This is a genomic window from Colwellia sp. MB3u-55 (assembly GCF_014076785.1).
In the GTDB taxonomy this organism is placed as follows: domain Bacteria; phylum Pseudomonadota; class Gammaproteobacteria; order Enterobacterales; family Alteromonadaceae; genus Colwellia_A.
Genome location: NZ_JACGUS010000117.1, coordinates 52,854 through 66,905 on the forward strand (window position 1 = coordinate 52,854; position 14,052 = coordinate 66,905).

A 14,052-nucleotide genomic window follows, 5' to 3' on the forward strand; every position below is an offset into this window, starting at 1 on the left:
ATACCATGGAACAAGAGCAAGAATATCTCACCTTTATGTTAAATGGCGAAGAGTATGGTGTTGATATTTTATGCGTACAAGAAATACGCGTGTGGAGTTCAGTTACCGAATTACCAAATAAGCCAAATTATATCAAAGGGGTCATTAACTTACGTGGCATTATTGTACCTATCATAGATTTACGCCAGCGTTTTGGTCAACAACCGCTCGCATATAATGAGCAAACAGTGACCATTATTCTTCGAAAGCCGAATAGTCAAAAAAACATGGTAGTCGGCATTGTGGTCGACGCTGTGTCAGAAGTATACAAGTTTGACAAAAAATCAATCCGGATCCCTCCTACTTTTGGTAATAAAATAGATCGTTGTTTTTTACAAGGCTTAGTGTCAATTGACGACAGGCTTATTATTCTACTTGATAGTCATAGTTTATTAGATCAGGACGAACTCTACGACGTAGAAAATCAACTAAACAGTTCACAGCAATGATACATAGCAAGCAGTGTTAATCGTTATTGAACAAGCGACAATATAGATAAATAAGAGTATTAATATAATGACAGCTAAACAGATTAATTTAGTTCAGCAAAGTTGGCAAAAAGTACTGATACTTTCACCCGATGTTGGCGATTTGTTTTATCAACAATTATTTGTATTACGACCGGAATTAGCAGCATTATTAAAAAATGATAAGTAAGATAAAATCTGGGCTAATAAAGACTTTATCTGTTTATTAAGCCAAGAAATAAATTTATTACAGCCAATTGAACTGACTAAAGAAAAAGTTAATACATCAGTAACTATTAATGATGTTAAAAATTATCAAGCAGATGTTGAAAATGCCTTGTTGCTAGCATTAACAATGATACTCGATAAAGAGTTAAAAATTGCGCTCAAAAGAGCTTGGATTTCGACAATTAAACGTTTAGCAGGAAGCATTGTTATTGAGTTAGTGCTTAATCCTATAAAAATAAAAGATAACATTCAATCGATAGGGAAGAATACTACCATGGGTAAAGATACCGAAATTTCAGTTGAGCAGGCTAAAGAATTGCAATTTGCAGACATGTTAGCTCAGATAGAAGCGCTGAATAAAGTTCAAGCGCTAATTGAGTTTAATATGGACGGTACTATTATTACCGCCAATGAAAACTTCTTATCGACCTTAGGTTATAGCTTAGAAGAAGTGCAAGGTAAGCATCACAGTATGTTTGTCGAACATAGTTTTAAAATAAGTGAAGAATATCAAAATTTTTGGGAAGGCTTGAATCGTGGTGATTTTGAATCAAAAACTTATAAACGCATTGCTAAAGGCGGCAGAGAAGTTTGGATACAGGCGTCTTATACCCCTCTCCTTAATAAAGAGGGTGTTCCTTATAAAGTGATGAAATTTGCAACGGACATTACTGAACAAAAATTAGCCAACGCAAACTTTTTAGGTCAGATTGAAGCGATAAGTAAAGCGCAAGCTGTGATTGAATTTAATATGGACGGCACTATTATAACCGCGAATGAAAACTTTTTATCAACGCTCGGTTATACCCTAGAAGAAGTAAAAGGCCAGCACCACAGCATGTTTATTGAGCCAGAGCTCAAAAATAGTGTTGAATATAAACTCTTTTGGGAAAGCTTAAATCGCGGTGAATACGACTCAAAAGAATATAAACGCATCGGTAAAGGTGGTAAAGAAGTTTGGATACAAGCTTCTTACAATCCTATATTAGACTTAAATGATAAACCTTTTAAAGTGGTAAAATTCGCCTCAGACGTAACAAAACAAAAATTAATAAGTGCTGATTATTCTGGACAAATTGCCGCGATAAGTAAATCACAAGCGGTGATTGAATTTAATATGGACGGAACTATTATTACCGCCAATGACAACTTTTTATCGGCGTTAGGTTATACACTTAGTGAAATACAGGGGCAACACCATAGTTTATTTGTTGAGCCTGCTCATAAGTCGACTATTGAATATCAACAGTTTTGGCAAAAACTTAATCGCGGTGAATTCGACAGTGGCGAATACTTACGCATAGGCAAAGGCGGAAAAGAAGTTTGGATACAAGCGTCTTACAACCCGATTTTAGATTTAAACGGCAAGACCATGAAAGTCGTTAAATATGCCGCAGATATCACCGGAAGAAAGCAAGCTATTGCTCAAATTAAAGAAACGTTAATGACCTTATCTGACGGTGACTTAACGCAATATATTGAAACAGAGTTGGTAGGTGAATTTAATATTATTGGCACTTCTATTAATGAATTTATTGATGTATTGAGTAATATGGTTGGTGATATCCGCAGCGCGTCAACCAATGTTTTTGATTCGGCTCGTGAACTTGCTGAAGGAAACAATGAACTTAGCCACAGAACAGAATCTCAAGCCTCTAGCCTTGAAGAAACAGCTTCTGCTATGGAAGAACTAACCAGTACTGTGCAGCAGAATGCAGAGAATGCATCTGAAGCGAGTAAGTTGTCAGCTTCGGTCATGGACAAAGCAAGTAATGGTGGCGCAGTAGTAAAAAATGCTATCACGGCGATGAGTGATATTAATAAGTCGAGTAAAAAAATTGCTGACATTATTAGTGTTATTGATGAAATTGCCTTTCAAACCAACTTGTTGGCCTTAAATGCTGCAGTTGAAGCGGCAAGAGCGGGTGAACAAGGTCGTGGTTTTGCGGTGGTTGCTGCAGAAGTTCGCAACTTAGCGCAACGTTCAGCCGGTGCAGCTAAAGAGATTAAAGGTTTAATAAACGACAGTGTTGAAGCGGTAGGTCAAGGGACTAAGTTAGTTGATGAAACCGGTCAAACTTTTACTGAATTGGTTAATGCTATTGAAGAAGTCAGTAAAATGATCAGCGATATTGACAGTGCGGGTAAAGAGCAATCGGCCGGTATTGGCGAAGTCAGTGCAGCCGTTAGTCAAATGGACGAAATGACTCAACAAAATGCTGCATTAGTCGAAGAAGCGGCAGCGTCGAGTAAGTCAATGGAAGAACAGTCACAAGCACTCCTTGATCAAGTTGCCTTCTTTAATAATGGCGAAGATGATGAACAAGAGATTCAAACCCCCGTTCGTCGCTCACAACAAACAAGTAGAAGACCGGCAAGTAGACAGCCTGCAAGTAGACAACCAACAAGAGCCGCGAGCAGACAACCAACCAGACCAGCGCCCAGAGCAAGGGTGACTCGAACCAAAACAGAATCTGATCAAGAGTGGGAAGAGTTCTAGGGCATACTATCAATGACAGAGCGTGATAAAGCGTTTCAATTAAGTGGCGATAACTTTGATTATCTTTGTCAATTTGTTTATGACACAGCTGGTATTGTACTCAATGCCAGTAAAAAAGAGATGGTGTACCGTCGTCTTACTCGTATTATTCGTGAGCGTAAACTTCCCTCCTTTACGGCTTATTGCAACTTATTAAAGACAGATACAGAAAAAGAGCAAGATTACTTTATCAATGCGATTACCACGAATTTAACCAGTTTTTTTCGTGAGCAACATCATTTTGATTATATGACGCAAGATGAACTACCTAAGTTACTCGGTAATCGCCTATCGCATGATAAACGCCTGAGAATTTGGTCGTCTGCAAGCTCCACTGGAGAAGAACCTTACAGTATTGCTATTATGGTGCTCGAAGCAATGAAAAGCCAATTAAGTCAATGGGATGTAAAAATATTAGCAACAGATATTGACAGTAATGTGTTAGCTGTTGCTAAAGAAGGGACTTATGATGAACGCCGCATAGAAGATGTTCCCAGGAAGTTTAAAGAAAAATATTTTACCAAAGGTATTGGCATTAACGAAAGTAAAGTAAAGGTAGGTAAACAGTTACAAGCACTTATTACCTTTAAAAAATTGAATCTATTACATGAATGGCCAATGAAAGGGCCATTTGACATCATTTTTTGTCGAAATGTGATTATATATTTTGACAAAAAAACGCAGCAAGAATTATTTGCCCGTTATTATGAAATGCTAGCACCGGGTGGTTTGCTTATCTTAGGGCATAGTGAAAATTTAGGTCAATATCAACAACATTTTGAAAGTGTCGGACGTACCATTTTTAGAAAAGCATTTTAGCCGTTCTATAATAAGTGAACAAATAATCATGGTTTTAAATCGACAAGACAATATTTATGTTAAGCAATGCTTAAAACAATGTTTAGCAGAGTTTGCCCATATAAATCATTATTGGGATCCAAAAAGACAACAAGTTATCGCTAAAATTCTTCCAGGTGAGTTTTATATGACTCGAGATAATGTTGCTATAGCGACCACGTTAGGGTCTTGTATTTCAGCCTGTATTTGGGATGAACATAGCGGTATCGGTGGCATGAATCATTTTATGTTGCCGCTAACCGATAAAGAAGCCCATGAAGTTGATTGGGGACAACGCAGTATGGCATCTGATGCAACGCGTTATGGCAACTTTGCAATGGAACACCTCATTAATATGATATTGAAAAATGGTGGTCGAAAAGTAAATTTACGCGCTAAGGTATTTGGTGGCGGTAAAGTCTTAAAGCACATGTCTGATATAGGCGAAAAAAATATTAGCTTTGTGATGAAATATCTTGCAGATGAAGGAATACCTGTTGAAGGTTCAGATTTAGGTTCTTTTTTTCCCCGCAAAATTTTGTTTGAACCGCTAAGTGGCCGGGCTTTTGTTAAAACGATTGATAATTTACATAATGATACTATTGCGCGCCGTGAAAGTGCTTACAGAAACCGTATAGACCAAACACCTGTAGAAGGTGATATAGAATTATTTTAGTGTTGTTAAATAGTTATTTAATAGTCACTATCGAGCTTAGGATGTTAGTTATATGAAGCCAATTAAGGTATTAATTATTGACGATTCCTCGGTTATCCGAGCGGTTGTTAATGAGGTTTTAAAAGATGATCCTGAAATTGAAGTGGTTGGGGAAGCTAAAGACCCTATGATCGCTCGAGAGCAAATCAAAAAGCTAAATCCTGACGTACTGACTTTAGATATTGAAATGCCAAAGATGGATGGTATTACCTTTTTGAAAAACTTAATGCGACTGCATCCTATGCCGGTAGTGATGCTATCAACATTAACGACTAAAGGGGCTGATATCACCCTACAAGCTTTAGAAATAGGAGCTGTTGATTTTATTGCAAAACCTAGTTTTGAAGCCTTGATTGCTAATAAGTCTACCTTTCAAGAGACTTTGTTGAGAAAAATAAAATTTGCCGCAACGGTTGAGAATAAAAAATTTCGACTTGACAGCACGTTATCAAAACCTCTAGCGAATGTTCTACTACCCTTTAAAGGTTGCCAGCGCTCGAATCATTTAGTGGCTATTGGCGCTTCAACAGGAGGCACTGAAGCAATTAAAGCGATTATTACCGCTTTGCCAAGTAATTCTCCAGCTGTGGTTATCACCTTACATATTCCAAAAACATTCAGTGCGAGATATGCACAACGGATGAACGAAATTTGTGCCGTTGATGTGCAAGAAGCAAGGCATGGCCAAAAGATTAAAGCGGGTAATGTTTATATTGCGCCAGGTAACCTTCATCTAAAAGTAGAAAGTAAAGGCGGATCACTTTTTTGTATTTTAGAAGACTCACCTGATGTTAACCGCCACAAGCCTGCCGTAGACATTTTGTTTAATTCTTTACTGCCACTTGCTAATAATGTTCAAGCGGTATTATTAACCGGAATGGGACAAGATGGAGCCAAAGGTTTATTAAATTTAAAAAATACTGGCGCTATGACTATTATCCAAGATAAGGCAAGTAGTTTAATTTGGGGGATGCCAGGCAGTGCTCATGCATTAAATGCTCAGGTAAAAGAGTGCTCATTAGTTAATATACCTAAGGAAATTTTAGCTCATGCTGCACTGACTCGACAGGGTAAAAAAGAGGTGTTTTATGAAAAATAAAGCCATGCTGTTATTAAAGACTGGGCTGGTGATTGTTGGCGTAATACTGATGGACCTTTTATTTTTTCAACTGAGTTACTTATCAGTTACGCTGACATTATTACTGTCGTTTGTCTTGATTATCTTATATAAAAATAATCATGCTTTGCTAACATTATCAAGTGCAAGTGATGTTGAGGGGCGCAATGGGCTTAATGTAAACAACAATGAAAAAGAAATAAAAATAACCCTGACAAAAATTGTTAGCTTACTTAGCCAGCAAATAGCCATCGTTGATACAGAAGTTGACCGGGCCAGTATCTTAATTCAAGAGGCTACGACTGGGATTGCAGATAGTTTCAAGTCTTTAAAAAGCTTAACGGATGAACAACAAGTCATGCTTAATGCCGCTATTGGTAATCATCGAGGTGCTGTTGATGAAAACGGTACCACGATAGAGTCTTTTGTTCACGACTCCAGTGAGACTTTAGATGATTTTTTACAGGTGATTATGACCACCAGCAAGCAAAGTTTAGCCGCCGTGTCATTTAGCGATGAAATGAGTAAACAGCTTGACGGTATTTTTAGCTTATTGGGACAAGTAGAAAGTTTAGCGAGCCAAACTAATTTATTAGCCCTTAATGCCGCTATAGAAGCAGCGAGAGCAGGAGATGCCGGTAGAGGTTTTGCTGTAGTGGCCAATGAAGTCAGGGCGTTATCGGTTAATTCTACCAAGCTTAATGATAATATTCGTGAAGAAATATCATTGGCACAAATTATCATTGAAAAGCTAAGAAACTCAGTTCAAGTCATGGCTTCAGCTGATATGACCGCAACACTTGAAGCTAAAAGTCGAGTCAGTCTTATGGTTGAGCATGTGGGTGAATCTTCTTCACAAACCAATGCCATTATTGAAGAGCTTGCTGGATTATCACCAAAAATTGCTGAAACAGTCGCTACAGGCATTCGCTCGCTACAATTTGAAGACTTAACGTGTCAAGCCCTTGCAACCCTTAAAAATAATACTGAAACTATTACGGCTCTCAATCAAGTTTTAATGGAATTTGAAATCAATAATAGTAATACTCCACAAGCATTACAAAAATTACAGCATCAATGTCAATCGCTCATCGAACAATCTCAACATCAAAATGAGCAGCGCAGCGTATCTCAGTCATCTATGGATGAAGGTGTTGTTGAGTTGTTTTAATTCTAAATTATTAGGAACGACTATGAATGTTATAAAACAAGTATCAGAAGATAAAAAAAATATAGAAATTAGTATTGAAGGTCGGTTTGATTTTTCACTGCATCAACATTTTCGAGATGCCTACGTTAACTGTAAAGAAAAAAACTCGATGTTTACTATCTGTTTATCAAAAACGACTTATATGGATAGCTCTGCTTTAGGCATGATTTTATTGCTTAAAGATCATGCTGAGAACTATTCAGGAAAAGTCGTGATTAGTAAACCAAGCGAGTCAGTGAATAAAATTTTAGAAATTGCGCAATTTCACCGTTTGCTCACTATAGAATTATAGGTTATAGCCGTGTTAGCTGAAAAAAATGATGTTAAATTAGCTTTAGTCGTTGATGACTCTGCCATGCAATGCAAAGTTTTAAGTGTCTTATTAAAAGAGCAAGGTTATCGTGTTTTTACAGCTAATGATGGCGCTCGTGGCGTGGCTATGTATGTGGAGTACAAGCCTGATTTAGTGTTAATGGACATTAATATGCCCATTATGAACGGCTATGAAGCCGCAAGAAAAATTAAAAGTTTATCGCAAGATAATAGCTTGTGCCCACTGATTTTTATTACCAGCATGGATACAGATAAAGCTTTTATTGAGTGTGTTGATGCTGGCGGTGACGGCATATTGGTCAGGCCATTTTCACCCGAAGTTTTTAAAGCTAAAATAAAGTCAATTCAACGAATCAGTGATTTATACGCACAAGTTAAGATTTTACAACAAGAACAACAAAAAGATGCCGAGCTTGCTGAACAGTTAATGTCGGGCGTTATTGAGGCAAGAAACTTCTCGCTTGACCGCATTGGCATTATTAAAAAACCCGCTGCGTTATTTAGTGGTGATATACAACTGACCGCTTTATCTCCTAATGGCGACGTTAATGTTATGTTGGGAGATTTTACTGGCCATGGACTGCGTTCATCTATTGGTGCTATTCCCTTAGCGGAAACCTTTAGAGCGATGACCAAAAAAGGTTTTTTGTTATTTGAAATTATTAATCAAATTAACCATCAACTTTATGATTTACTGCCTGCAGATTTATTTCTTGCGGCTGGGTTTGCCAGTATCTCTAGCCATGATAAATCTGTGTATGTTTTTAATGCGGGCTTACCCGATGCTTACTTGTTTTCTGAACAAGGTGAAATAAAATATCAAATATCGTCAAGTCACCCACCGATAGGTGTGCTTCCAAAGCTTTTACCTGAGAGTAAATTAACCGTATTTGGTATTGAAGAAACCGATCGGATGATCTTAATCAGCGATGGTATTCTTGAGGCGAGAAATGAACACGGGGAAATGTTTGATTTTGACCGATTCGAACAGGCGGCAAAGCAGGGTGTAATCACACAGAAGGTTAGTGAATGTGTGCTTAACGCGGTTAATGACTTTTGCCAAGCTATGCCACAAGAAGATGATATTTCATTGATTGACATTCCTTGCGGAGGTTGGGATCACGTGCTGGTTGCCAGTCATGGCATTACCAATATTTCAGCTAAGCAACTTGACGATATCTATTTGGCAACAGAGCCAGCATGGCACTGGCAACTTACCTTAAGTGGTAAGCGCTTAGCCTCTATAAACCCAATTCCTATGGCTATGAGTCAAATAAATGAAATAGAAGGTCATGCAGAGCATTGGCAAAGTTTATACAGCATACTCACTGAGTTATTTGTTAATTCACTTGACCATGGTGTCTTAGGTTTGAGCTCTAATTTAAAAGCCAGTGCAGATGGTTTCTCTCAATATTACAAAGAGCGAGAATTGCGTTTGAAAAATTTAGCGCATGGCTTTATTGAATTACAAATATGCCATTACCCCTTTCCAAATGGCGGACGAATTATGATTAAAATACAAGACAGTGGTCAAGGATTTGATATAAAAAAATACTATGAGCAACGAGTGAACAAGCCAGCAAATAAACTCGAGCTTAGCGGTCGTGGCATTGAGTTAGTTGAGCAGCTTTGTGACAGCTTAGACTTCCAAGATAATGGTAGTGTGGTCGAAGCATCTTATGTTTGGGCATCGTAAACATCAATATTTTAATTTATGACCAATGTAATAAGGTATTAATGTGAACATTTTAGTTGTGGATGATAATAAGTTTATCAGAGAAGTTGTTAGTGCCATGATCATTGACAGCGGCCATATTGCCGTCGTTGCTAATGGCCATGTCCAGGCGATGGCGGCATTAAAGAAAGAAAACATTGATTTAGTGCTTATGGATATAGAAATGCCCGAGGTTGACGGTTTTGCGCTAACAAAAATGATGAGAAAAGAATACCCACAATGGTTCCCTATTATTTTTCTTAGCGCCAACGACAGCGAAGAGTACTTAACTCAAGGTATTGACGCGGGTGCTGATGATTACTTAACAAAGCCGATAAAACAAGTGATTTTAAGCGCAAAATTAAGAGCGATGGAACGTATTGCCAAAATGAAAGGGGCACTTGAGCGCACCAATAAACAACTAGAAATACTCAGTAGTATTGACCCGCTAACGCAGATACTTAACCGAAGAGGGTTAGAAGAAGTCCTCGCTAGTGCTTGGAAAATTAATGAGCGCCAAAAAGGGGAATTATCAATATTGATGATAGATATTGACTTTTTTAAGCCTTATAACGATAACTATGGTCACCCACAAGGCGATAAGTGCTTAGTTCAGGTTGCTAATACCCTTAATGAAACGCTTAATCGAGCCACTGACTCATTAGCTCGCTATGGGGGAGAAGAGTTTATTGTTGTGCTGCCTTTTACGCCGCTCGAGGGTGCTAGGTTTAAAGCAAAAGAATTAAGTTTGGCGTTATTAAGTCAAAAAATAAAGCACGAATATTCATCGATATTTCCTTATGTGACGGTAAGTATTGGTATTGCAACAACAAGCGCTGACGATCACGTAGCCAATGCAAGTGAATTAATAAAACAAGCTGATATCGCTTTATATCAAGCAAAAGACCAAGGGCGTAATGGTTCTAGTGTTTTTCAAAAAAGTGCTTAACAACTGCATTTACTAAGGTTGAAATCTCATAAATAAAGGAATTATTATGCTTAAACCCCGTTTGTTAATTATTGATGATGACAAAGATTACCTTGAACTGCTTCATGAAGCATTAACCAAAAGTTTTGAAGTAACGTGCGCGACTAATATTAAAGATGCGGATAAGTTAGTCAGCGACAATCAACTTTTTGACATCGCCTTAGTTGATGAAAATATTGGCGAAGACAAAGGGTCACAATGGATAAAACGTAACGTTGAACAACATACCGTCGCAACCTCTTTTGTCTTGTATTCTGGCCTAGCCACCGAAGATGCTGTACTTAAAGGTTTAGAGTGTGGTGCCGATGATTTCCTTGCAAAACCTATTTCTTTATTAGCTTTGAATAAAAAGCTAAAAAAACTTATTTCTTATCAAGATAAAATTCATAGCTTTGAAACAGAAATCAGTTCAAAAGATCGAGTTATTAATATTTCAATGGCACAAGCGGCTAAATATGGCAGCTGTATGCAGCTAACATCTCGACTTAATCATTGTTTTACTTTAGAAAAAATTAGAGATGAAGTATTTTTATTTCTTTATACAATGAACTTAGATGGCTGTATTACTTTTTACCCGATCAATGAAAAAGCCCTTTTCTTTAGTTCTAAAAATGGCTTTTGTTCTCCTGTAGAAATCGATGTAATGAAACTGTTAAGGGTTAAACCTCGCTTATATCGCTTTAGTTCTAGAACTATTTTTAACCATCCACTGTGCTCAATCCTTATTTTAAATTTAGTAGATGGCGCTATTGATACTGATATATATATTGATGCACTAGCCTCTGTTATTGAATGCATCGGTGCACGTATTGCTTTTATTACTTATAAAAATTCACTGGTGCAAGTACAAAGCAAAATTCAGAAAGCTGTTTTTACTACCAAAAACATGATTGCCATATCTAAGCACCATCAACAGGAAGTGATGAATGAGATAGTCACTAACATAGGTATGAGCTTCCATGTCCTAGAGATGTCGGATGAACAAGAACAATATCTGACCAACTTGGTTCATGGTGCCTTAAAAAAACACTCACAAGATGATATAAATTTTCTTGAAGTTACCGATTTACTTGATGGCGCCTTAGCCAGTGTTGATGAACTTGAAGTCCTTAATCAACAACAAGAAGAGGAAATAGTTGATTTTGATGATGAAGATGAACTATTTTGAACGCTACCTCTGACGATTTAACGGTATCGATCAATAGTATTCCTTTTTCGGTTATTCAATTAGATCATCAAGGGATTATTACCGGTTGTAATCGTTGGGCAGAAAGTTTTTCTGGTTATTGTTTAGCAGAAATTAAAGGGCAACCGCTAGAAATGCTCTTGCCAAAGGAATTTGCTAATTCGCATCTAAAGTTTTGTCATAACTTCCAACGTAGATCAGGTGTTAGAGATGTTGTTTTATTGAGTAAATCAGATGAGATGCTTAATTGTACAATAAAAACAAGTGAAGTTGCTGGTGGTTATACCGTCTACCTTTCGGATTCATTGTTAAACAATAGCTCTGACGATAAAACGATTAATGAGCGGGAAAAGCTAGTAGAAAAAATAGAATCTGCAGCACTATCAAAATACACCCATAAAATATTAAACACCATAGAAGAAGCTTTTTGGGAGTGGAATATAATTGAAGGAACGCTACTTTATTCCGCAAAATTTATGGCTATGTTGGATTATTCGGCAGAAGCATTCTTAGGCCAACTTTCTTTTGGTCAAAAATGGTTAAAAGAAGAAGATTTAGCCCGCCTTAACCAAGAAGCCAAAGCGCATTGTCTTGGTGAAATACCCAGTATAAATTTAACGCTGTCAATGACTACAGAGCAAGGTGCTACGAAGTGGGTAACTGTTTTTGGTAAAATTATCGAATACAGGGCTGAGCGTGCTTATAAAATGTTTGGCTCAGTTAAAGATATCACCGCGCAACATCAATTAGTCGAAAAGCTAAAAGAAAGAAATAATTATCTGTTGCTAGCGGAAAGTGTAAATAAATCAGGGCATTGGCGTCTAGATTGTATTGATAATACCTTATGTTGGTCAACTGAGCTTTATAAAATTCATGGTGTAGACGCCACTAATTACCAACCAAAGGTAGTTTCGGCCTTAGACTTTTACCTGGTAGAAGAACAGGTTAAGGTACGAAATTATTTAGATAATGCCATTGCCAATAAACAAGGCTTCTACTTTAAAAGTGCTATAAGAAATAAACTGGGCAATAAAGTGAAAGTGGAGTGTTTTGGTGAGGTTGAGCTCAATACTGCGGGTGACGTTGTTGGTGTTTTCGGCGTATTTAAAGATATTAGCCAATCAGAAACTATTTTTGAAAAATTAAAACTGCTCGCTATGGTCAATTATACAATAAAGGTACCGGTTTTCTTTATTGATGACAAAGATAATGTCGTTTATCAAGAGCTAACACCAAAAACTGCCCACAGTAGCGCTGTGCTTTTTAATTATATTAATTTCAGTATTATCGACTATCTTGCGTTTAAACGAAAAGCAAAAGCGTGCGGTCAACTTAAAGAAACTCATATTAGCTTTGATCAATACAACAGTGTTTTTGATTTATCGGTAACCTATGAAGCCGATGAAGGAATATTTATTTGGATTGTTGAAAACGTTACTGAGCAATTTCGTAAAGACCAACAACAACTTATTAGTAATCGACTCGCTTTACTGGGTAATACTTTTGGCAATGTTTCACATGACATCAATAATGTACTGGGCGTCGCTTTAGGTGCTACTGAAATGTTAGAGATTAAGTTCGCTCAAGGTGAACGTGATATTTCAAGGTATATTGAGCGGGTCAAGAATGCGATAGATAAAGGTAAAAGCGTTACCGAGCGTTTATTAGCTTTTACGCGTAAACCTACCATCAAAGTGGTTCGTTTTGACCCGATACAAGATATTATTGATAACCAATATCTTTTTAAGCAATTGTTACTTTCTACCATAGACTTTAGCATTAATACCAATGACCTATGCTGTAAAATAAAGTTTCCTCAAGGTGAATTTATTAATATATTGCTTAACTTAGTGTTAAATTCTCAGGATGCGATCCGCGAAAGAGGCTTAATTGGACAGATAGAAATATCGGCCAACATTAATGAACAGCAAAACTTAGAAATTCATGTCAAAGATAGTGGTTTAGGTATTGAGCAAAGTAATTTGACTAAAGTGTTTGATCCCTTTTACAGCAGTAAATCAGATAATAAGGGCAACGGTATTGGTTTAGCTAATGTTTATAGCACAATATATAAACATAATGGTCAAATACGAGTTTTAGGGCATGGCAGTCTGGGTGGGGCGCACTTTACCTTAGTCTTTAAGTGTCATATTTTAAAAATTTCCCCGAAAAAAATCCCCTTAACGCTTAAAAGCCAATTAAATATGAAGGGAAAGCGTGTACTTATTTTAGATGATGAAATAAGTATTGCTGAGTTTGTTTCCTTGTATTTGGAAAATGAAGGCGTTAAAACTAAACATACCAACAATAAAAAGGGTCTAATCAAAATTTTAGTGACTGAGCAACCTTTTGATATTTTTATTACCGATATGATATTACCCGATATTTCAGGTTGGGAGGCTGTGGAATTAGTGAAAGCAAAGTTTCCCAATATTAGAGTATTTTCAATTAGTGGTTATATTGCTGAGGAAAATAAAAAATGGCATTACCCCATTCTCAGAAAACCGTTTAATTCAAAAGAATTGGCAAGCTTTCTAATTGAAAATAATTAACTTGCAGCTTGAATATATATGATGACAGTTAGCCACTTAGCCAGTAACTATTGCTAATTTAGTGATGTTTTATCGGTAAATGCTCTGTAATACCTTAAGGTTTAGTTATCAGCGTTATTGTTGTTAC

At 37.0% G+C, this 14,052-nt stretch carries 12 protein-coding genes; all 12 read left to right on the forward strand.

Annotated features, from left to right (window positions below; all coding sequences use genetic code 11):
• The first annotated feature begins 5 nt into the window (after window positions 1-5).
• The 12 genes from H4J66_RS13615 to H4J66_RS13670 all read left to right on the forward strand — a co-directional run bounded on the left by H4J66_RS13615 (window position 6) and on the right by H4J66_RS13670 (window position 13,925).
• Window positions 6-488, forward strand: coding sequence for a chemotaxis protein CheW (locus tag H4J66_RS13615; protein ID WP_182175568.1), 483 nt, complete (start codon window positions 6-8; stop codon window positions 486-488).
• Window positions 489-555: 67 nt separating this feature from the next.
• Entirely contained in the window at window positions 556-696 is a 141-nt protein-coding gene (locus H4J66_RS13620) for a hypothetical protein (protein WP_182175569.1), read from the forward strand.
• 165 nt (window positions 697-861) lie between these two features.
• On the forward strand, window positions 862-3,234 hold the full coding sequence (locus tag H4J66_RS20660; protein ID WP_182175570.1) for a methyl-accepting chemotaxis protein: 2,373 nt from the start codon (window positions 862-864) through the stop codon (window positions 3,232-3,234).
• Between the two features lie 12 nt (window positions 3,235-3,246).
• Complete coding sequence (locus H4J66_RS13630) at window positions 3,247-4,092, forward strand: protein-glutamate O-methyltransferase CheR (RefSeq protein WP_182175571.1); 846 nt, start codon at window positions 3,247-3,249, stop codon at window positions 4,090-4,092.
• 28 nt (window positions 4,093-4,120) lie between these two features.
• Complete coding sequence (gene cheD, locus H4J66_RS13635) at window positions 4,121-4,786, forward strand: chemoreceptor glutamine deamidase CheD (protein ID WP_182175572.1); 666 nt, start codon at window positions 4,121-4,123, stop codon at window positions 4,784-4,786.
• Window positions 4,787-4,838: 52 nt separating this feature from the next.
• Window positions 4,839-5,924 (forward strand): chemotaxis response regulator protein-glutamate methylesterase, encoded by a 1,086-nt coding sequence (locus tag H4J66_RS13640; protein WP_182175573.1) that lies wholly within the window; start codon window positions 4,839-4,841, stop codon window positions 5,922-5,924.
• Entirely contained in the window at window positions 5,914-7,113 is a 1,200-nt protein-coding gene (locus H4J66_RS13645; protein ID WP_182175574.1) for a methyl-accepting chemotaxis protein, read from the forward strand. Before H4J66_RS13640 ends, H4J66_RS13645 begins: the two co-directional genes overlap by 11 nt.
• A 22-nt stretch (window positions 7,114-7,135) precedes the next feature.
• On the forward strand, window positions 7,136-7,444 hold the full coding sequence (locus H4J66_RS13650) for an STAS domain-containing protein (protein WP_070376971.1): 309 nt from the start codon (window positions 7,136-7,138) through the stop codon (window positions 7,442-7,444).
• Window positions 7,445-7,453: 9 nt separating this feature from the next.
• Window positions 7,454-9,181 (forward strand): SpoIIE family protein phosphatase, encoded by a 1,728-nt coding sequence (locus H4J66_RS20665; protein WP_310650663.1) that lies wholly within the window; start codon window positions 7,454-7,456, stop codon window positions 9,179-9,181.
• Between the two features lie 43 nt (window positions 9,182-9,224).
• Window positions 9,225-10,148: a diguanylate cyclase gene (locus H4J66_RS20670; protein ID WP_182175575.1), complete on the forward strand. Its 924-nt coding sequence runs from the start codon at window positions 9,225-9,227 to the stop codon at window positions 10,146-10,148.
• Window positions 10,149-10,194: 46 nt separating this feature from the next.
• On the forward strand, window positions 10,195-11,355 hold the full coding sequence (locus tag H4J66_RS13665; RefSeq protein ID WP_182175576.1) for a response regulator: 1,161 nt from the start codon (window positions 10,195-10,197) through the stop codon (window positions 11,353-11,355).
• A complete protein-coding gene (locus H4J66_RS13670; RefSeq protein ID WP_182175577.1) occupies window positions 11,352-13,925 on the forward strand; it encodes an ATP-binding protein in 2,574 nt (857 codons plus the stop codon). The genes H4J66_RS13665 and H4J66_RS13670 overlap by 4 nt, the downstream gene beginning before the upstream one ends.
• The last annotated feature ends 127 nt before the right edge of the window (window positions 13,926-14,052 follow it).